The organism is Actinobaculum sp. oral taxon 183 str. F0552, assembly GCF_000466165.1.
Taxonomy (GTDB): Bacteria; Actinomycetota; Actinomycetes; order Actinomycetales; family Actinomycetaceae; genus Peptidiphaga.
On the sequence record NZ_KE951413.1, the window covers coordinates 1 to 20,480 of the forward strand.

The 20,480-nt window shown below is 71.2% G+C and carries 18 protein-coding genes; 17 read left to right on the plus strand and 1 reads right to left on the minus strand.

All coding sequences use genetic code 11. The features are described 5' to 3' along the window. From HMPREF0043_RS02610 to HMPREF0043_RS02670, 13 genes are all read left to right on the plus strand, one after another. Window positions 1–1,222: chloride channel protein (locus tag HMPREF0043_RS02610; protein ID WP_021601293.1), on the plus strand; the 1,222-nt coding region annotated here is incomplete at its 5' end. Between the two features lie 142 nt (window positions 1,223–1,364). Continuing rightward, window positions 1,365–3,188 carry a hypothetical protein gene (locus HMPREF0043_RS02615; RefSeq protein WP_021601294.1) on the plus strand — a complete coding sequence of 608 codons (1,824 nt, stop codon included), beginning with the start codon at window positions 1,365–1,367 and terminating at the stop codon, window positions 3,186–3,188. Between the two features lie 70 nt (window positions 3,189–3,258). Then, entirely contained in the window at window positions 3,259–4,005 is a 747-nt protein-coding gene (gene pyrH / locus HMPREF0043_RS02620; protein WP_021601295.1) for a UMP kinase, read from the plus strand. A 34-nt stretch (window positions 4,006–4,039) separates the two neighbouring features. Continuing rightward, entirely contained in the window at window positions 4,040–4,597 is a 558-nt protein-coding gene (frr, locus tag HMPREF0043_RS02625) for a ribosome recycling factor (protein WP_021601296.1), read from the plus strand. Next, entirely contained in the window at window positions 4,597–5,472 is an 876-nt protein-coding gene (locus HMPREF0043_RS02630; RefSeq protein WP_021601297.1) for a phosphatidate cytidylyltransferase, read from the plus strand. The genes frr and HMPREF0043_RS02630 overlap by 1 nt, the downstream gene beginning before the upstream one ends. Window positions 5,473–5,474: 2 nt before the next feature. Then, complete coding sequence (gene rlmN, locus HMPREF0043_RS02635) at window positions 5,475–6,761, plus strand: 23S rRNA (adenine(2503)-C(2))-methyltransferase RlmN (protein ID WP_232205998.1); 1,287 nt, start codon at window positions 5,475–5,477, stop codon at window positions 6,759–6,761. Further along, window positions 6,758–7,309, plus strand: coding sequence for a DivIVA domain-containing protein (locus tag HMPREF0043_RS02640; RefSeq protein ID WP_021601299.1), 552 nt, complete (start codon window positions 6,758–6,760; stop codon window positions 7,307–7,309). Before rlmN ends, HMPREF0043_RS02640 begins: the two co-directional genes overlap by 4 nt. After that, window positions 7,309–8,508 carry a 1-deoxy-D-xylulose-5-phosphate reductoisomerase gene (dxr, locus tag HMPREF0043_RS02645; RefSeq protein ID WP_021601300.1) on the plus strand — a complete coding sequence of 400 codons (1,200 nt, stop codon included), beginning with the start codon at window positions 7,309–7,311 and terminating at the stop codon, window positions 8,506–8,508. Before HMPREF0043_RS02640 ends, dxr begins: the two co-directional genes overlap by 1 nt. Continuing rightward, window positions 8,508–9,773: a M50 family metallopeptidase gene (locus HMPREF0043_RS02650; protein WP_021601301.1), complete on the plus strand. Its 1,266-nt coding sequence runs from the start codon at window positions 8,508–8,510 to the stop codon at window positions 9,771–9,773. The genes dxr and HMPREF0043_RS02650 overlap by 1 nt, the downstream gene beginning before the upstream one ends. Before the next feature lie 488 nt (window positions 9,774–10,261). Beyond that, window positions 10,262–10,546, plus strand: coding sequence for a hypothetical protein (locus tag HMPREF0043_RS02655; protein WP_040317697.1), 285 nt, complete (start codon window positions 10,262–10,264; stop codon window positions 10,544–10,546). A 109-nt stretch (window positions 10,547–10,655) separates the two neighbouring features. Then, entirely contained in the window at window positions 10,656–11,798 is a 1,143-nt protein-coding gene (gene ispG, locus HMPREF0043_RS02660; RefSeq protein WP_021601303.1) for a flavodoxin-dependent (E)-4-hydroxy-3-methylbut-2-enyl-diphosphate synthase, read from the plus strand. 3 nt (window positions 11,799–11,801) lie between these two features. Continuing rightward, a complete protein-coding gene (locus HMPREF0043_RS02665) occupies window positions 11,802–12,656 on the plus strand; it encodes a GNAT family N-acetyltransferase (protein ID WP_021601304.1) in 855 nt (284 codons plus the stop codon). Between the two features lie 73 nt (window positions 12,657–12,729). After that, entirely contained in the window at window positions 12,730–14,490 is a 1,761-nt protein-coding gene (locus HMPREF0043_RS02670; RefSeq protein ID WP_021601305.1) for a proline--tRNA ligase, read from the plus strand. A 20-nt stretch (window positions 14,491–14,510) separates the two neighbouring features. On the opposite strand, the gene HMPREF0043_RS02675 is transcribed toward HMPREF0043_RS02670, so the two are convergent. Continuing rightward, entirely contained in the window at window positions 14,511–15,434 is a 924-nt protein-coding gene (locus HMPREF0043_RS02675; RefSeq protein ID WP_156897487.1) for a hypothetical protein, read from the minus strand. Window positions 15,435–15,482: 48 nt separating this feature from the next. Between HMPREF0043_RS02675 and rimP the strand changes: the two genes are divergently transcribed. The 4 genes from rimP (at window position 15,483) to infB (ending at window position 20,429) form a co-directional block, all read left to right on the plus strand. Further along, a complete protein-coding gene (gene rimP / locus HMPREF0043_RS02680) occupies window positions 15,483–16,061 on the plus strand; it encodes a ribosome maturation factor RimP (RefSeq protein WP_021601307.1) in 579 nt (192 codons plus the stop codon). Between the two features lie 4 nt (window positions 16,062–16,065). Beyond that, on the plus strand, window positions 16,066–17,055 hold the full coding sequence (gene nusA, locus HMPREF0043_RS02685; RefSeq protein ID WP_021601308.1) for a transcription termination factor NusA: 990 nt from the start codon (window positions 16,066–16,068) through the stop codon (window positions 17,053–17,055). Between the two features lie 99 nt (window positions 17,056–17,154). Next, on the plus strand, window positions 17,155–17,415 hold the full coding sequence (locus HMPREF0043_RS10595; RefSeq protein ID WP_269528511.1) for a YlxR family protein: 261 nt from the start codon (window positions 17,155–17,157) through the stop codon (window positions 17,413–17,415). 125 nt (window positions 17,416–17,540) lie between these two features. Continuing rightward, on the plus strand, window positions 17,541–20,429 hold the full coding sequence (gene infB, locus HMPREF0043_RS02690; RefSeq protein ID WP_040317698.1) for a translation initiation factor IF-2: 2,889 nt from the start codon (window positions 17,541–17,543) through the stop codon (window positions 20,427–20,429). The last annotated feature ends 51 nt before the right edge of the window (window positions 20,430–20,480 follow it).

A 20,480-nucleotide genomic window follows, 5' to 3' on the forward strand; every position in this document is an offset into this window, starting at 1 on the left:
GGCCGTGGCGGCCGTCGGCCTGATCGCCGGCGCGGTCGGCGCGCTCATGGCGCTGGCCCTGCACGCGGTCGAGTGGGCCGCCTTCGGCGAGGGCTCGGCAAGCCTCATCGACGCCCTCCGGACGGCGCCGGCTTGGCGCCGGTTCGCCGCCGTCCCGATCGGGGCGGGCCTGGCCGGTCTGGGATGGCGGGCCCTGCGCCGCCGAGGCCCGGTCACCACCCTCGACCAAGCCCTGCGCACGCCCGGGACGCGCCTGCCCGTGGGCCGCACCGCCGCCGACGCCCTGCTCCAGGTCGCGGTCGTCGGCAGCGGGACGTCGGTCGGGCGCGAGAGCGCGCCCCGGCAGACAGCGGCGGCCCTCGCCGACGCCCTGTGCCTGCGGATGAGCGTGGACGGGGAGTTCCGGCGCGTCCTCCTCGCCGCCGGGGCGGGGGCGGGACTCGCAGCCGTGTACAACACCCCGTGGTCGGCCGTCCCCTTCGCGCTGACCGTCACGCTCGGCCGGTGGACGCTTCGGGGGGCTCTCGCGACCGCGGCGATCTCCTGGATCGGGACGGCGATCGCCTGGTCGGTCACCGACGGCCTCCCGGCGACCCCGCTTCCGGACGTCGGCGCCGACCGGGCCCTCGCCGTGTACGCCTGGGCCTTCGCCGCGATCCCCCTGTGCGCCGCCGCGGGCGCGGGGCTGTCGGGTCTGTGCGGCCTGGGCCGGGCGACGGGCCGGCGGGTTCGCGCGGCGTGGACGATGCCGTGCGCGATGGCCGCCGCGGGCGTCCTGACCGGGTCCGTCGGCCTCCTCCTGCCCCAGGCGCTCGGCAACGGGAAGTCGAGCCTCGACGAGCTCTTCGGCGACGTCGCGCCCCTGCGCCCGGTGACCCTCGCCGTGTGCCTGGGGGTCCTCGTGGCCAAGCCCCTCCTGACGGCCCTCAGCTTCCGAGTGGGTGTCGTCGGAGGGCTTCTCATGCCGTCGGCGTCCACAGGCGCGGCGTTGGGAGGCGCATGCGGCCTAGCCTTCGGCCTCGACTGGGCGAGTGTCGGAGCCTTCGCCCTCGTCGGGGCGATGGCGGTGCTGTCCGTCACGCAGAAGTCCCCGCTCTTCGGTCTCGCCTTCGGGCTGGAGTTGACCCACTGTCCCGCGTGGATGTGGCCGGCGGTGGCCTGTTCCGCGTTCGGCGCCCGGGGACTGGTCGGACTGGTTGAGCGCGCGAGGGCCCGTCATTGATATCGTGGAACCGGTAGTCACGCACCGCGGAAGGTCACCCCCGGCCGAGACCGGACGAAAGAGCGCGGTCCCCTCGACACGGGAAGCCCTTCATGCCGAGAATTGGGAGGAATATGCCATTGCGACGAGGATTGGAGCCGGCATGAGTGTGCCTGGTGTCATAGGGGACCTGTCGGACGACACCCAGGACTTTCCGCATCCGCTGGCCTACCGCTATCCGACGGAGGACGCCGAGGTCGTCGTCCAGGACGCAGCGTGGCGTTTGACCGCGCGGGCCATGCCCGGGAGGCTGCGGTCGCGGGGAGGCGAGCAGGCCGGGCTCGACCAGCAGACCCCGGCGGGGGAGGGCGCCGACCGCATGGCGGTGAGCGTCGAGGACTACGAGCCGCTCTCCAACCTGTGGAACGACCCGGCCGCCCGGCGTCCGGCCTCCTCGACGCGCACGGCCGCGACCGGCTTCAAGGCGGCCGCCGTGCGGCTCGTCGGTTTGGAGGCGATCGTAGCCTCCCTCATCGTCCTGTCGTCCTTCTGCCTGGCCCACGCCAGAGGGGTCGGCTTCCTGCCGCAGACGCGGGCGGTCGCCGAGCGGCTGTCGATCGGCCTGGTCGGGTACGTCGGACTCGGCGGCCTCGCCCTGATCGTCGTCGCGGTGCTGTACGCCGTCGAGAGGATCCTCAGGAGCTCGCCTCGGGCCGGGCGTCAGGAGGAGCCGGCCGACATCCCGCAGGAGCAGGTGGCGACCGTCGGCAACTACCTCGTGCAGGCGATCCGCGAACGCAAGCTCTCCCTGGCCCGGTCGAGCCAGATCGTCAAGGCCTTCATCGTCCGGGAGGCGTACGGCCGCAGGCTGCGGGCGGACGCCCTGCTGCCCGACGCGGCCGGCTCCCTGGCCTGCTGCCTCGTCCTGCTCGGCGCCCCGTTGACGATCATCGGGCTGCTCGTGCCCGACGCAGGCGGCGCGTCCGCCGCCGGGCCGGCCGGCGGCGAGGTCAAGTGGCGCTTCCCCAACCTCGGGATGGCCCTGGCGGTCGCGACCCTCCTCGGGCTCGCCGGGGCTATCCTGGCGGTCGTCGGGACCCTCTCGCCCCGCCTGCGCGGCGACGTCGAAGCCGCTGAGAGGCGACTCGGCGCCGCCTACCTCGTCTCCAGCGACCCGGAGCTCGCCGAGGCGGTCAACTCCAACGGGCCGCGCGCGACCCTCCAGGACCTCCAGGACGGGGAGTGGCGCACCGGCTCGTCGCAGCAGAGCCGCCTCGCCAGCTGGTTCTCCTCCCAGGCGCCCTACCAGCTGCTGCTGTGGTGCGCGTCCACCGTCGTCCTCATCGTCACCCTCGCCGTGACCGTCAGCGCGACGGGACTTCGCATCGGCCCGGCGATCGCCGTCGCGGCCCTCCTCGTCGGTCTGTCCGGCGGGCTAGTGGCCGCGATCCACTTCGCCGTGGGCAATCGGGTGCTCGCGCACGCCGACGCGATCTGCCACTGCGGCGTCAGGCGCGGCCTGGAGGCGTGGGTTCTCTGGCCCTGCCTGCTTTTCGTCGCGCTGGGATGGGCGATGCTTCCGGTGGCGCTCGTCGTCGGCGCGGAGAACGGCCAGTTCGCCCTCTTCGTGTGCGCCCTCCACGTCATCATCTTCGTCGGGCTGGTCTTCGGCACCGGAGTGGTCAGGTACGACGGCGACCGGCGCAGGATCACATGCGTGCGCTACCACACCTACGCCGAACTGAGAAGCCGCCTCGAAGAGTCCGTCGAGATCCTCGCCGGCATCGACCTCCACACGTCGCGCCGCAGGCGTCCGCAACCCCAGCAACCCCAGCAGGCCCAGCAGGCCCAGCGGATTCAACAGGTCGGCTACGGCTACGGGTACGCCGCCGGCGGCGGGATCGCCCAGGACGCCCCCCGGTCCGGTCGAGGCGGACAGGCGCCCGCCGCAGTGCCCGCCAACCCCTCGCCGGGCCGGCGCCACTGATACCCTTTAGCGGGTGCGCGCCGGCGCGCCCGCATCACCACTTCGGAACATCGGCGGGAAGGAGCATGCCGTGGCCCACGACGCTCTAGGAGACCACAACGAGGACGGCGCGAGACGGGTCCTGCTCAAACTGTCCGGCGAGATGTTCGGCGGGGGAGCGGTCGGCCTCGATGCCAACGTCCTGACCAGGGTCGCCGCCGAGATCGCCGTCGCCGTCAAGCACGGGGTGCAGGTCGCCATCGTCGTCGGCGGAGGCAATTTCTTCCGGGGTGCGGAGCTGCAGCGGCGCGGAATGGACCGCGCCAGGGCGGACTACATGGGAATGCTCGGTACCGTCATGAACGCCATCGCCCTCCAGGACTTCGTCGAGCAGACGGGGACCCAGTGCCGCGTTCAGACGGCGATCGAGATGATCCAGGTGGCCGAGCCCTACGTTCCCCTCCGCGCGATCCGCCACCTGCAGAAGGGGAGGGTCGTCATCTTCGGGGCGGGAGCCGGGATGCCCTACTTCTCGACGGACACGGTCGCCGCCCAGCGCGCGCTGGAGCTGCGCTGCGACGAGATCCTCGTCGGGAAGAACGGCGTGGACGGCGTGTACACGGACGACCCCAACAAGAACCCGGGAGCCGTCAGACTCGACTACGTCACCTACCAGGACGCCATCGCCCAGGGGCTGCGCGTGGTCGATGCGGCCGCGTTCTCCCTGTGCCAGGACAACCTCCTGCCCATGCGGGTGTTCGGGATGGGCACGGCGACGAACGTCACCCGTGCGCTTCGCGGCGAGAAGATCGGTACTCTAGTCTCAGCAGCCCGATGACGGTCTCGACAACTCGATAGCGAAGGACACACCAATGATTGACGAAACCCTCCTCGACGCGGAGGACAGGATGGAGAAGGCAGTCGACGCCGCCAGAGGCGAATTCGGCAACATCCGCTCCGGCCGCGCCAACGCGGCGATGTTCACCTCGATCCTCGTCGACTACTACGGCGCCCCGACGCCGCTCCAACAGCTCGCCACCATCGCCATCCCCGAGGCCCGGACGGTTCTCATCACGCCGTTCGACCGTTCGGCGACGGCCTCCATCGACAAGGCCCTGCGCGAATCCGACCTGGGCGTCAACCCCACCGACGACGGCCGCGTCATCCGCGTGGTCCTGCCCGTCCTGACCGAGGAGCGCCGCCGGGACTACGTCAAGCTCGCCAAGTCCAAGGCGGAGGAGTCGCGCGTGTCTGTGCGAGGCGTGCGCCGCAAGGCGAAGGAGGCCCTCGACAGGATCAAGAGGGACGGCGAGGCCGGCGAGGACGACGTCAAGAGAGCCGAAGACCGGCTCGACAAGCTCGCCAAGCGGTACGTCGACCAAGTGGACAAGCTCCTCGACGCCAAGGAAAAGGAACTCCTGGAAGTCTGATGCAGGCCAACCCGCTCACCGCCCTGGCGCCGCGCCCGCCCAAACCGCCGGCCCCCTCCTCCACCAAAGCCGGACGCAATCTGAAGACGGCCCTTCCGGTGGCCTTCGGGCTGCTCGCGCTCGTCGCCTTCTCGGTCGTGTGGAGGATCGAGGCGTTCGTCTGCCTGGTCGCCGTCGCGATGTGCGTCGGGCTGTGGGAGGCCGCCGGCGCCTTCCTCAACAGAGGCGTGCGGATCCCCCTCGTGCCGACGTGGTGCGGCGCCGTCGCCATGGTCGGCGCGACGTGGACCGCCCGGGAGCACATCGTGGGCGGGTTCTTGGCCTTCGTCGTCAGCGCCGTCGCCGTCTGCCTGTGGCGGTGGGCGATGTCTCCGGCGAGGTGGGCGGGCGACGCCGCGGCGGGGGTCTTCGCCCTGGCGTGGATCGGCTTCGTCGGCTGCTTCGCCGTGTGCCTGGCCGCGATGCCGCAGGGACGGTGGATGGTGGCCCTCCTCATCCTCATGCCGGCGGCCTCCGACACCGGGGGCTGGGCCTTCGGCGTCCTGTGGGGCAGGCACCCCATGACGCCCTCGATTTCGCCGAAGAAATCGTGGGAGGGCTTCGCCGGTTCGCTCGTCGGCGCCGGCGCCGTCTCCTTCCTCCTGACGACCCTCGCCCTGGGCAGGCCCTGGTACGCGGCGGCGATCGTCGCCGCGGCCGCGGTGCTGTGCGCCACGGTCGGCGACCTGTCCGAATCGCTGCTCAAGCGGGACCTCGGCGTCAAGGACATGGGGTCGATCTTCCCCGGGCACGGGGGGATGCTCGACCGCATCGACTCGATCCTCCTGTGGGCTCCGGCCTGCTACGCCATCATGACCTCGTCGATCGCGGTATGACCATGGACACATCGCGCCAGGTGATGCCCGCGGTCGAATCCGGCCCCCGTCCGAGGCTGAGCTTCGCCGAGATTCGCAAGGGCAAGCCGCCGGTCCACCTCGCGGACTTCGACGTCGACGGTCGGAAGGAGCGCATGAGGCAGGCCGGCCTGCCCGCCTTCCGAGCAGACCAGCTCTCCCGCCACTACTTCGAGCGCCACGTGGCCGAGGGCGAGGCGATGAGCGACCTCCCCGCGGCGTTCAGGGACGGCGTCGTTCCGCGATTCCTCCCGCCTCTGCTGGCCAAGGTCCGCGACCTGAGGGCGGACGGCGGCCGCACGGTCAAGTCCCTGTGGCGGCTCTTCGACGGCGCGACGGTCGAAACCGTGCTCATGCGCTACCCCGGCAGGACGACTCTGTGCGTCTCCTCCCAGGCGGGCTGCGGCATGGCCTGCCCCTTCTGCGCGACCGGGCAGTCGGGGCTGACCCGCAACCTCTCCGCGGCCGAGATTGTCGAGCAGGTGCGCACTGCGATGGCCGCCGCCGAATCCGGCGCCCTCGGCGGCCCGGCGCGGGTGACCAACGTCGTGTTCATGGGCATGGGCGAGCCGCTGGCCAACTGGAGGCAGGTCGCGACCGCCCTGCACCGCATCGTCGACCCCGTCCCCGCGGGCTTCGGCCTGTCGGCGCGCAACGTGACGGTGTCCACCGTCGGCATGGTCCCCCTCATCCACAAACTCGCCGACGAGGGCCTGCCCGTCACCCTCGCCGTGTCCCTGCACGCCCCCGACGACGCACTGCGCGACCCCCTCATCCCCGTCAACTCGCGGTTCAAGGTCTCCCAGCTCCTGGACGCCGCACGGAGCTACTTCGACCGGACCGGCCGGAGGGTCTCGATCGAGTACGCGCTCATCAGGGACATGAACGACCATCCCTGGCGCGCGCAGCTGCTGGCCGACGAGCTCAACAGGCGCGGACGCGGGTGGGCGCACGTCAATCCGATCCCCCTCAACCCGACGCCGGGATCCATCTGGACCGCGAGCACCCCCGAGGCGCAGAATACATTCGTTCGCACCCTTCTCGACGCCGGCGTCCCGACGACGATCCGCGACACGCGGGGGTCGGACATCGACGGCGCCTGCGGGCAGTTGGCCGCCGAGGTCGGCCGGGCCTCCGGGCGCGGGCGCGCCGCCAAGGCCGCCGCGGCGGCGGAGAGGGTCGCGTTCGGTGCGGATCCGGACGGGCAGGGCGCATGCCCGACGGACTCGGTCGGCGAGTCGAACACAACCGAGAAGGAGGTCTCGCGATGACGTCGAGCAAAGGTTTCAGAACCGTGGGCTTTTTCGACAAGGGGTACGCCAAGGACGAGGTCGACGACTTCCTCCACAGGGCCAAGGAAGCCTACAACGGGCCCCTGACCCCCAATTTCGACGAGAACACGATCCGCAACGCGGCCTTCCACCGTCAGCGCAGGGGCTACCTTCCGGCGGACGTCGACGAGGCGCTCGATCGCCTGGAGGCGGCCTTCATCCAGAAGAGGCGTTCCCTCGTGGTGGCCGACCGGGGGGAGAACGCCTGGCTGAACACGACGGCCCAGGACGCCAAGAGCCTCTACCCGCGCTTCTTCCGGCCCGCCGGCCAGCGCTTCGCCGACGCCGACGGGTGGGGGTACTCGAAGTCCGACGTCGACGCGCTCGTCGATCGGCTCTCCGACTATTTCGACGGCAAGGTGGAGCTGTCCGCCAAGAACATCCGGGACGCCGTCTTCTCCCCGGCCAAGGGATCCTCGGCGTACGACGAGGCCGTCGTCGACGTCTACCTCGAGCGCGCCACGAGCGTCCTCCTGTCGGTCGAGTGATGCGCTCGATCGTCGTCTTGGGATCCACGGGGTCCATCGGAACCCAGGCGCTCGACGTGATCGGGCGCAATCGCGATCGCTTCGCCGTGCGCGCGCTCGGGGCCGGCGGGGCGAACCCCCGCCTCCTGGCCGGGCAGGCTGCGCGCTTCGGCGCGGAGGTCGTCGGCGTGGCCGACCCCGCCGCCGCGGCGGCCGTCGACAAAGCCCTACGGGAGGCCCGCCCGGCCAGGATGCCCGAGATCGTCGCCGGGCCCCGGGCGATGACCGTCCTCGCCAGACAGTCGCAGGCCGACGTCGTCCTCAACGGCATGACCGGCTCCATCGGGCTCCGCCCCACCCTGGCGGCCCTGAAGAGCGGGGCGCAGCTGGCGCTGGCCAACAAGGAGTCCCTCGTGGCCGGGGGAGCCCTCGTCGCCGACGCCCTCGCCCGGCCCGGACAGATCGTCCCCGTCGACTCCGAGCATTCGGCCATCGCCCAGGCCCTCGCCTCCGGCAGGCACCGCAGGGGCCTGACCAGTCCGGTCGTCGACGGCACGAGCGAGGTGCGCCGCCTCATCCTCACCGCCTCGGGCGGCCCCTTCAGGGGCAGGACCCGCGCCGACCTTGAAGGCGTCACCCCCGAGCAGGCGCTGAAGCACCCGACGTGGTCCATGGGCCCGGTGGTGACGGTCAACTCCTCGACCCTCGTCAACAAAGCCCTGGAGCTCATCGAGGCCGCCTACCTCTTCGACGTCGACCCGCAGGACATCGTCCCCGTCGTCCACCCCCAGTCGGTCGTCCACTCGATGGTCGAGTTCCAGGACGGTTCGACCATCGCCCAGGCCTCCCCTCCCGACATGCGCCTGCCGATATCCCTCGGCCTGAGCTGGCCGGACCGACTGGCGGACGTCGCCGCGCCGAACTCGTGGGACGGGCGGATCGCATGGACCTTCGAGCCGTTGGACAGCGTGACGTTCCCGGCGGTCGACCTGGCCCGCCGGGCCGTGGCCGCCTCGCCGCTGCACCCCGCGGTCTTCAACGCGGCGAACGAAGAGTGCGTCGAGGCGTTCCTGAACCGCCGGCTCGGCTACCCGGCGATCGTGGAGACCGTCGCGAAGGTCGTGGCGGCCTTCGACGCCCCCTCGACCTTCGACGTCGACGCCGTCCTGGGCGTGGAGACCTGGGCTCGCGCCCGCGCACACGAATTGATGGGAGTTTGATGACCCTGCTCGGAATCCTCTTCCTCGTCGTGGCACTGCTCGTCTCGGTGGGCATCCACGAACTCGGCCACCTCGTCCCGGCGAAGAGGTTCGGGGTGAAGGTCTCACAGTATTTCATAGGCTTCGGCCCGACTCTGTGGTCCAGGCGCGTCAACGGGACCGAATACGGAATCAAACTCCTTCCCCTCGGCGGCTTCGTGCGCATCGCCGGAATGCTCCCCCCGGGAAGGCCCGACCGCAGGACGGAGAACCGCAGGGGCCGCCTGACCCTGGCGGAGGAGGCCCGGCTCGACAGCGCCGAGGAGATCGCGCCCGGGGAGGAGGAGCGCGCCTTCTGGCGGCTGAACCCCGCCAGGAAGCTCGTCGTCATGTTCGGCGGCCCGTTCACCAACCTCGTCCTGGCGCTCGTCTGCCTGCTCGTCGTCCTGTGCGGGATCGGCACGCCGAAGCCTTCGTCCACCGTCGGGACCGTCTCCTCCTGCCTCGACGGGACGACGACCTGCCGGACCCCGGCCCCCGCGGCAGCCGCCGGGATGAGGCCCGGCGACGTCATCCAAAGGTGGGGGACCCGCGACGTGAAGGACTGGAAGGGGATCGTGAGCGCGATAGCCGCCTCGGGGACCTCGCCCACCCAGGTCCGCGTCCTGCGGGACGGCAAGGCGACGACCCTCACGGTCACGGCCGTGCTGGCCGAGCGGAAGGCCACGGACAAGGGCGGCTCCTCGGTGGTCAGACGCCCGTACGTGGGGATCAGCCCCGCCTATGAGCGCCAACGCCGGGCGCCGACCGCGGTGGCGGGGGCCCTCGGCGCTCAGGCGAAGGCGACCGCGCAGGCCCTCGTGCGCCTGCCCGCCGGCCTGTGGGAGACGGGCCGCAGCCTGATCACCGACGAGAAGCGCCCCGCCAACGGGATCGTCGGAATCGTCGGGGTGGCGGGGATCGCCGGCGACATCACCTCGGCGGACTCGGCCTCCTACGACGGGCTCTCCAGGTTCGGCGACCTCCTCCTGCTCGCCGGCTCGCTGAACATGACCCTGTTCGTCTTCAACCTCATCCCCCTCCTCCCCCTGGACGGGGGCCATCTGGCGGGCGCGACCTACGAAGCCCTGCGCAGGCGTCTCGCCCGCCGCCGCGGACGGCCCGACCCGGGGCCGGTGGACACGGCGCGCCTCACGCCGCTCAGCTACGGCGTCGCCGTCGCGTTCATCGCGATGACCGCCCTGCTGGTCGTGGCGGACTTCGTCAACCCGGTGAGCCTGTTCTGACGGACCCCGCGCCGAGGGCGCGATCTCGGATTCCCGCCCCGGGGGGCGAGCCTGTCGCAACGACGCCGCATACGCTATCCGCCCTTCCGGGGCGGGCGAGTTCTGCCAGTCTCGTCTCATTGGCTCGTCGGCGTCGCCCGTTCGAGCCGGGAAAGGGTGGGCGGCCGGCATGAAGGCCTTTCAACTCTGGTCCAGGTTCCTCTACATAGTCCAGTTCCCCATGATCGGGCTCCTTTCCGTGATGCTCGTCTTCCTCCCCGGCGGTGTGGACGCCGGCGGGTGGGTGACAGTGATCGTCTTCTACATGATGGGGCCCTTCGTCGTCCTGTTGGCGGTCATCGCCGTCATGACGACGATCCGCGCCGTCGCGAAGAGGGCGGCGCTCATCGCCCCCGGTCACCGCGTGCCTGCTGACGGCCTTCTATCTGTGCGCGTTCGTCTTCTGCGCGGCCGCCCCCGAATTCGACGATTCGAGGAGCTACGCCTCGATGCTCCAGCGTCTCGGCCTGTCCGAGGAGGGATCGATCTCGCTCGCCGTCGTCTGCTTCAAGGCGGGCGGGTTCCTCGTCGTCGCGGCCGCTATCGCCGCCTTCGTGGAGATGATCATCGCCGCGAAGGCGCGCTTCACCTCGAAGAGCGGCCGGGGTTCCGCCGATCCGCAAATCCGCCGTCCCCACCGGCGCCGCGGCGCACGCAAGCCCCGACCCGCCCGGAACGCCGTTCGGCCGGCCCGCAGATGCGGCGCACGCGGCGGAGAGGCGGACGAGGCCTAGGGAGGGTCTCGCGCTGGGGGACGCCGCGGGCGCCGGGAACGCCACACGATCGGGGCCTTCACACGAAGGCGGGAAGTGGAATACTTGGTGCGTGAGCGTTTCACTCGGCATGCCCGGCCTGCGCCCCGAGCTCAACGTACTGTCAGCGCGCAAGAAGACCCGCCAGATCACGGTCGGCGACGTCGCCGTCGGCGGCGACGCCCCGATCTCCGTGCAGTCCATGACGACGACGAAGACCCACGACATCGGCGCGACGCTCCAGCAGATCGCCGAGCTCACCGCCGCGGGCTGCGACATCGTCCGGGTCGCCTGCCCGACGGACAAGGACGCCTCCGCCCTCCCGGTCATCGCGAAGCAGTCCCGGATCCCGGTCATCGCCGACATCCACTTCCAGCCGAGGTACGTCTTCGCCGCCATCGAGGCCGGATGCGGGGCCGTGCGGGTCAACCCCGGCAACATCCGCAAATTCGACGACAAGGTCGCCGACATCTGCAAGGCCGCGGCCGACCACGGGACATCCCTGCGCATAGGGGTCAACGCGGGCTCCCTGGACCCCCGGCTGCTCAGGAAATACGGATCGGCCACCCCCGAGGCCCTCGTGGAGTCGGCCGTCTGGGAGGCCTCGCTGTTCGAGGAATGCGGTTTCCACGATTTCAAGATCTCCGTCAAACACCACGACGTGGTCACCATGGTGCAGGCCTACCGCATGCTCTCCGAGAGAGGGGACTGGCCGCTGCACCTGGGCGTCACCGAGGCGGGGCCGGCCTTCCAGGGGACGATCAAGTCCGCCGCCGCGTTCGGGGCCCTCCTCGCCGAGGGCGTCGGGGACACCATCAGGGTCTCGCTGTCCGCGCCGCCCGTGGAGGAGGTCAAAGTGGGCTCGAAGCTCCTGGAGTTCATGGGCCTGCGGCCCAGGAAGCTCGAAATAGTCTCCTGCCCCTCGTGCGGGAGGGCGCAGGTCGACGTGTGGACGCTCGCCGAGAGCGTCGAGGAAGGCCTCAAGGGGATCGCCGCCCCGCTGCGGGTGGCCGTCATGGGATGCGTCGTCAACGGGCCGGGCGAGGCGCGGGAGGCCGACCTCGGCTGCGCCTCGGGCAACGGCAAGGGGAAGATCTTCGTGCGGGGGGAGGTCGTCGCCACGGTCCCCGAAGACCAGATCGTCGAGACCCTGCTGCGATTCGCCGCCGACATGGCCGAAGAGATGGGCACGCCGGAGGACGGAGCTACGGGGCCGATCGTCGAGACCTACTGATCGATGCACTGGCTCCGCCGATACCCTTCGCTTCGCCGGCTTCACGGGGTCGACACGGCCAAAGCCGTCGCCCTGTGCGAGCGTCACCCCGTCGACTCGGTGCTCCTGCGCGTGGCGATCGAGCAGACGGGGATCGGGGCGTCCTTCTCCCTCGGCCGGTTCGACGCGGACAGGGAGCTCACGGCTCTGGCTTGGGAGTACGGCAACATCCTCCCCCTCGGCTTCGACGAGGACGGGCTCGACGAAGTCGCCGAGGAGTTCGCCGGCCGGCGGCGGACGGGATCCTCGATCGTCGGCCCGGCGGACCAGGTCATGGGCCTGTGGAACCGGATCTGCAAGCGGTGGGGGCCTGCCCGGGACGTCAGGGAGCGCCAGTTCTCCATGGTGATGGATTCCGACCCGGACGTCGTGGCCGACCCCCTCGTCCAACCGGCCGGCGTGGGCGACGTATCGCTCGTCTTCCCCGCATCCGTCGCCATGTACATCGAGGAGGTCGGCTACGACCCGACCTCCCACGGCGCGGGATACGCCTACCGGGTCGCCCGCCTGGTCAGGTCCCAGCACACGTTCATCAGGAAGGCGCCCCTGGCCGACGGCTCCGGCGAGAGGGTCGTCTTCAAGGCCGACGTCGGTGCGCTGGCCGGGGGCGTGGCGCAGCTCCAGGGTGTGTGGGTGGCGCCCGACCTGCGCGGACGCGGCATCGCGACGGCCGGGGTCGCGGCCGTGGTCAAACTCGTCCGGGAGCGGCTCGCGCCGACGATCTCCCTGTACGTCAACGATTACAACGCGGCCGCGATAGCCACGTACACCCGCGTCGGATTCCGGATCGCGGGACGATGGGCGACGGTCTTCGTGTGATCCGCCGCAGCCCGCGGCCGGCGCTGCCGCCAGGCGCGCCGCGGCGTCCGGGTATGCTTGTCCCGTGCTGAAAATGTCCACTCTCTTCGTCAGAACTCTGCGCGAGGACCCGGCCGACGCCGAGGTCGCGAGCCACAAACTCCTGGTCCGCGGGGGGTACGTCCGCCGGGTCGCCCCGGGGATCTACTCGTGGCTCCCGCTGGGGCTGAAGGTCCTGGCCAGGATCGAGCGGGTGATCCGCGAGGAGATGGACCGGGCCGGATCGCAGGAGGTCCACTTCCCGGCGCTCCTGCCCCGGGAGCCCTACGAGGCGACCGGCCGGTGGGAGGACTACGGGCCGACGCTGTTCAAGCTGCGGGACCGCAAGGACGCCGACTACCTCCTGGCCCCGACCCACGAGGAGATGTTCGCGCTCCTGGTCAAGGACCTCTACTCCTCCTACAGGGACCTGCCCCTCTCGCTCTACCAGATCCAGACGAAGTACCGGGACGAGGCCCGCCCCCGGGCGGGGGTGATCCGCGGGCGCGAATTCGTCATGAAGGACGCCTACTCCTTCGACATCGACGAGGCGGGGCTGGACGCCTCCTACAACGCGATGCGCGAGGCCTATCAGCGGATCTTCGACCGGCTGGGCCTGCCCTACGTCATCTGCTCGGCCGTCTCGGGGGCGATGGGGGGCTCGCGCAGCGAGGAGTTCCTCTTCCCCTGCGAGATCGGAGAGGACACGTTCGTCCTCTCCGAGGGCGGATACGCGGCCAACGCGGAGGCGGTGACCACGCCGCCCCCGGCGGAGGCGGATCCTTCGTGCGTCGGAGAGCCGTTCACGGTGCGCACCCCGGGGGCCTCGACGATCGAGGCCCTGGTCCGGGACGTCAACGCCGCCGCCCCGCGCGAGGACCGCCCGTGGCGCGCGCAGGACACCCTGAAGAACGTCGTGGTCGTCGCGGTCCAGCCCGACGGGGCGCGCGAGGTCTTCGTCGTCGGCCTTCCCGGGGACCGCGAGGTCGATCTCAGACGCGTCGAGGCCGCGCTCGCCCCCGCCGAGGTCGACCTGGCCGGCCCCGAGGACCTGGCCGCCTACCCGGAGCTCGTGCCCGGCTACATCGGCCCCCAGGTCCTCGGACCGCAGTCGTCCCGGCGGGACGACCGCCCCCGATACCTCCTCGACCCCCGGATCGCCCGCGGGTCGCGCTGGGTCACGGGTGCGAACCAGGCCGACACCCACGTCGTCGATCTGGTGTACGGACGCGACTTCGAGGCGGACGGCACCATCGAGGCCGCGGAGATCCGCGACGGAGACCAGGCGCCCGACGGCTCGGGCCCCCTCCGGCTCGCCCGCGGGGTCGAGATCGGGCACATCTTCCAGCTCGGGCGCAAATACGCCCAGGCCCTCGGCCTGACGGTCTTGGACCGCGACGGCAGATCCGTCGTGGTGACGATGGGATCCTACGGGATCGGCGTCACCCGCGTGCTCGCCGCCCTGGCGGAGGCCAACCACGACGATCGCGGACTGGCCTGGCCCGTCGGCATCGCCCCCGCCGACGTCCACATTCTGGCGACCGGCAGGGACGACGCGGTCTTCGACGCGGCCGGGCGGATCGCCCGCGACGCGGAGGCGGCGGGCGTGGACGTCCTCTACGACGACCGCAGGAAGGTCAGCGCCGGCGTGAAGTTCGCGGACTACGAGCTGCTCGGGATGCCCTGGGGCGTCGTGGTCGGCCGCGGACTGGCCGAGGGGCGGGTCGAGATCCGCAATCGCCGCACGGGCGAGAGGACGGACGTCCCGGTCGAGCAGGCGCCGGCCCGCCTCCGCTCCCTGATCGCGGACGAGTGATCGGCCGCCCGGACGCCGGCTCAGCCCGACCCGGGCAGCGCCCCGGCCGAGGCGCGCTCGGCGGGCGTGAGGTAGAGAGAGCACGCGTAGGCCACGACCGCTTCGCGCCCGGACGCGTCGGCCTTCGAGGAGGCCAGGAGCAGCTGGGCGGTCAGCGCGCTCAGCGCGCGGCCCGTCAAAGTGGCTCCGCCGCTCAGAGCCGGCGGAGCGGCCGGGCCGGAGCGGCCGTCGGGGGCCCCGGCCGCCAGCATCGACGACTGGAGCCTGGCCACCGATTCGATCCGGGCCGTCTGCCGGCTGCGCTGCGCCGGCGCCAGTTGGGCCGCGTCCGTTTGAAGCCACTGGCGCGCGGCCTCCGCCACGCGCACCGAGTCTCCGTTCGCGGCGCTGGACCCGGCCGCGGCGGGATCGGCCGTTCCGCAGGAGGCCCGTCCGCCGAGCACGGGAGACGCGTCGATCGCCGTCAGGCGCGATCCCAGGGCGATCGAGGCGTAGGAGGCCCGGTCCCCCTCGGGGGCCTTCGAGGAGGCGGCCAGCGCCGAGGCCGACACGTCCTGGAGCTGCGCCACCAGGCTCGCCCCGTCGACGCCGACGGGGGCCGCCGTGGCGACCGGCGGATTGGTGCGGCCCGAAGGCGCCCCGCTCGGCCACGGCCTCCACACGCCGCCCACGGCCGCGGAGTAGGCCTTGGCGCGGTCGGCGATCGTCGCGTACTGGGGCACTTCGGGATGGGCCGTCTGCAGCGCGGAGGCCGAGGCCCGCAGGCGTGCGACCTTCTCCGCCAGACCCTGGCGGGCGCGCTCGCCGGGGGAGGCCGCGGGGACCGCGGCGTCCCGGTCGTCCAGACGCACCCCCGCCAAGGCCAGGGATCCGCAGACCACCGCTATCGCCAGGACCGCCCCACCCGCGAGCATCCACCGGGTATCTCTATCCGCGTGTTGCATAGCACCGCCTTGCCACGTATCCTCCGGCTTTCTGGGTAGGGTAAGTATATGGCATCACCAAAGAAGACGCGGAGGGCGGGGGGCGCGCACGACCGCCGGGGGGCCGCCCGGCCCCCGGCGCGACGGGACGGGCGGAGCGGCGAGATCGCCTCGCGGATCGCGGGCGAGCTCGAAGCGATCGTCGCCGGTTCGGGCCTCTACCTGGAGGAGGTCAGGGTCGGCCGGTCGGGTCGGGGGATGGTCGTCAGGGTGATCGTCGACCTGCCCTCGGGACCGGGCGGGGTCGGCTCCGACTCGCTCACCGAGGTCTCACGCGCGATATCCGCCCGCCTCGACGACGTCGACCTGGTCGAAGGCTCCTACACTCTGGAGGTCTCCACCCCCGGGGCTGAGCGCCCTTTGACCGAGCCCCGTCACTTTTCGCGGGCGGAGGGACGTCTCGTCGCGCTCACCCTCGCCGACGGCTCCGGGCTCGACGGTCGCTTGCAGAACCTCGACGGTGATACGGTGAGTGTTCGCGCGAATGGTCGATTGCACACCGTGCGCATCGCTGAGATCTCATCCGGGCGGATGCGAGTGGACATGGGCAAGGCCGAGTCGAAGGCTGTCGAGGAAGGCGAGGACTGAAGCCATGGATATTCAGATGAACGAGCTGCGGATCGTCGAGAGCGAGCTCGGCATCAGCGTCGATGTGCTCGTCGGGGCGATCGAGGACGCCCTGCTCCATGCCTATCAGCGTGTGCCCGGCGCCGTCCGCGGCGCGCGGGTGGAGATGGACCGCTCGACCGGCAAGGTCACCGTCTATGCGCCCGAAGTCGACGAGAACGGCGAGATGATCGGCGAGTTCGACGACACCCCCGGAGACTTCGGACGCATCGCCACCGCCACCGCCCGCTCGATCATCGCGCAGCGGCTGCGCGACGCCGAAGCCGACAGGGTCCTCGGCTCCTTCAAGGGCAAGCAGGGGGAAGTGGTGTCGGGCACGGTTCAGCACAACGCCCGCGGCGACGGCCGCGACATCCTCGTCGACGTCGGGGAGCACGAGGCGATCCTGCGCGCCGAGGAGCAAGTGCCGACCGAGCGGTTCCGCCACGGCGACAGCATCCGCGCCCTCGTCCTGGACGTCTCGATCAGCCCGCGGGGGGCCTCCGTGCGCCTCTCGCGCACCCACCCCGACTTCGTCCGCCGCCTCTTCGAGCTGGAGGTCCCCGAAATCGTCGACGGAACGGTCGAGATCGTCGCCCTCGCGCGCGAAGCCGGGCACCGCTCGAAGGTCGCCGTGTGGTCCGCCCAGGCGGACGTCAACGCGAAGGGCGCCTGCATCGGCCACAACGGCCAGCGCGTCCGCGCCGTCACCATGGAGCTCGGCGGAGAGAAGATCGACATCGTCGACTACGACGACGAGCCGGCGAAGTTCATCGCCGCGGCCCTGTCCCCCGCCCAGGTCCTCCGGGTCGACATCCTCGACAGGGACCAGCGCCTGGCCCGCGCCGTCGTGCCCGACGGGCAGACCTCCCTGGCGATCGGGAAGGAAGCCCAGAACGTCCGCCTCGCGGCCAAGCTCACCAACTGGTCCATCGACATCCGCAAGGAATCCGAGGATCCCGGCGCGGATGGGTGAACGTGAGCGGTTCCTCGCGTCCGCTCCGCGGCCGGCCGGGCGTTTTCCCGGCGAAAGCGTTATGATACCCGAGGACGTTCTTGGCCGGGGGAGGTGCATGTGGCTCCTCTGCCGCGCACATGTGTAGGGTGTAGGGCCAAGGACGACCGTGCACGCCTCGTCCGCGTGGCCGTCGACGCATCCTCCGCGGTCGTCGACGAGCGACGCGTACTGCCCGGCCGGGGTGCGTGGGTTCACCCGGATCCCGCCTGCCTGGCCAGGGCCCTTCGCACGCGAGCCTTCGATCGCGCTCTCAGAGTGCGGGGGATCGACGTGTCCTCGCTTCATGCGTGGCGTGAAGCCATTGTGGGCGGCGTATGAACGCCGCCGCGAATGCCGAGACAAGAAAGCGGGTAGGAAGCCGATGGGAACCCGATGAGTGCCCAGCGATGAGCTGCCAGCAATAGCGGGCCTGCGCGCGGCGCGGGCCCACACGAAGGAGAATTGTGGCCAAGGTCCGTGTCCATGAACTCGCCAAGGAACTGGGCATCACGAGCAAGAAGCTGCTCGAGGTGCTCAAGGCAAGCGGTGAATTCGTCAAGTCCGCCTCGTCGACCATCGAGGCGCCCGTCGTGCGCAAGGCGCACGAATACCTCGAGACTCATCCCGAGCTGATCGAGAAGAAGAAAAAGAAGAAGCCCGCCGAGCGGGGGCACGCCAAGCCCTCCCGCGAAGGGGGGGAGCGGCGCTCCGCCCCGCAGTCTCGCGCCGGACGGGGGGCCGCGAACGGCCAGGAGGGCGCCGAAGCCCGAGCGGACAGGTCCTCTCGACCCGCCCCCAAGCCCGCAACCCCCGGGGCTGCGGCTGCCAAGCCGGCGCCCGGGCCCGCCGCCAAAGGCGGGTCGAAGGCGTCCGAGAGGAACGAGAGGAAGGCCTCGGACAAGTCCGCGCACTCCGAAGGCAAGCCGCGTTCCGCGGAGCAGAAGAAGGGCCGCAAGGCGCCGGTTCCGACGGCTCCCCGCCCCACTGCGCCCAAGCCGTCCGCTCCGGCTGCGAAATCCGGCCGGCGAGACAAGAAGCCGAGCCCTCCCCGTCCGGGGCGCGGTCCCAAGCCGGGTGCTCCGCGTCCGGGCAACAACCCCTTCGCCACCTCCCAGGGCATGCCCCGTCCGGGGGGCGGTCCCAAGCCGGGTGCTCCGCGTCCGGGCAACAACCCCTTCGCCACCTCCCAGGGCATGCCCCGGCAGGGCGGCTCCGGCCGCCAGCAGGGAGGCGGACCGCGGCCCCGTTCGGGAGCGCCGCGCCCCAATCCGAGCATGATGCCCGACAGGTCGAGCGCCCAGGCGCCGAGCCGCAGCAACCGGAGCGGCGGCCGCGGCGGCGGCCCGGGTCGCGGAGGCAGCCCTGGCAGAGGCCCGGCCGGGGGCTTCACGCGTTCGGGCGGCAAGTCGCGCGGCGGATCGACCGCAGGAGCCTTCGGGCGGCAGGGCGGGCGTCCCTCGCGCAGCCGTAAGTCCAAGCGCGCGAAGCGCGAAGAGTGGGAGTCCCAGGCGTCGCCGATGGTCGCCGGCGTCGAGGTGCCCCGCGGGGACGGATCGACCGTGGTCCGCGTCCGCGCCGGATCCTCGCTCGCCGATTTCGCCGAGCGCATCGGCGCCGACCCAGCCGCTCTCATCACGGTCCTCTTCCGCATGGGGGAGATGGCCACCGTCAACCAGTCCCTGGACGAGGACACCTTCAAGCTCCTGGGGGCCGAACTGGGCTACGACGTCCAGATCCTCTCCCCGGAGGACGAGGACCGCGAGATCCTCGAGTCCTTCGACATCGACCTCGAGGCCGAGCAGGCCGAGGAGGACGACGCCGACCTCGTACCGCGGCCGCCCGTGGTCACCGTCATGGGGCACGTCGACCACGGCAAGACCAAGCTGCTCGACGCCATCCGCCACGCCCGCGTGATCGAGACCGAGGCCGGGGGCATCACCCAGCACATCGGCGCCTACCAGATACGCCTCGACTACGAGGGCGAGCACCGGGCGATCACGTTCATCGACACCCCCGGCCACGAGGCGTTCACGCAGATGCGCGCGCGCGGCGCCGACGTCACCGACATCGCCGTGCTCGTCGTGGCCGCCGACGACGGCGTCATGCCGCAGACGATCGAAGCCGTCAACCACGCCCAGGCCGCCGGGGTGAAGATCATCGTCGCGGTCAACAAGATCGACGTCGACGGCGCCAATCCCGACAAGGTCCGCGCCCAGCTGACCGAGTACGGGATCGTCACCGAGGAATACGGCGGCGACACGATGTTCGTCGACATCTCCGCCAAGGAGCGGACCGGCATCGACGACTTGCTGGAGGCCATCCTCTACACGGCCGACGCCGACCTCGACCTGCGCGCCAACCCCGACCACGACGCCCGCGGCGTGGCCATCGAGGCCAAGCTCGACCAGGGGCGCGGAGCCGTCGTGACCGCCCTCGTGCAGACCGGCACCCTGCGCATCGGCGACTCGCTGGTCGTGGGCACCGCCTACGGGCGCGTCAGGGCCATGTTCGACGAGACCGGCGCGGCCGTCGAGGAGGCGGAGCCCTCCCGGCCCGTCCAGATCCTCGGGATGTCCTCCGTGCCGTCCGCGGGGGACTCCTTCCTCGTCGCATCGGACGACCGCACGGCCCGGCAGATCGCCGACAAGAGGGAGGCGGCCAAGCGCGCGGCCACCCTGGCCAGGCGCCGCAAGCGCATCTCGCTGGAGAACCTCAACGACGCGCTCAAGCAGGGCACGGTCCAGACGCTCAACCTCATCATCAAGGGCGACGCCTCCGGATCGGTCGAGGCCCTGGAGGGCTCGCTCCTGGAGCTGGAGGTCGGCGACGAGGTGGCGCTTCAGATCATCCACCGCGGCGTCGGCGCGATCACGCAGAACGACGTCAACCTGGCCACGGTCGACAACGCGATCATCATCGGCTTCAACGTCCGGCCCGCCGAGCGAGTGGCCGAGATGGCCGACCGCGAGGGCGTGGAGATGAAGTTCTACTCGGTCATCTACAAGGCGATCGAGGACGTCGAGGCGGCCCTGAAGGGGATGCTCAAGCCCGTCTTCGAGGAAGTGCAGCTCGGCAGGGCCGAGATCCGCCAGGTGTTCCGATCCGGCAAGTTCGGCAACATCGCCGGCTCGATCGTCCGCTCGGGCGCGATCCGCCGCGGCGCCAAGGCCCGTCTCGTGCGGGACGGCGTCGTCGTGGCCCCCGACCTGGAGATCGCCTCCCTGCGGCGCGAGAAGGACGACGTCACGGAGGTCCGCGAAGGCTACGAATGCGGCATCACCCTCGGATACAAGGACATCCACGAGGGCGACGTCATCGAGACCTTCGAGATGCGCGAGAAGCCTCGCGACTGAACGGCCGAGGCGGGCCGCCGCGGCGGCCCGCCTCCGCGAAAGGAGGGCATC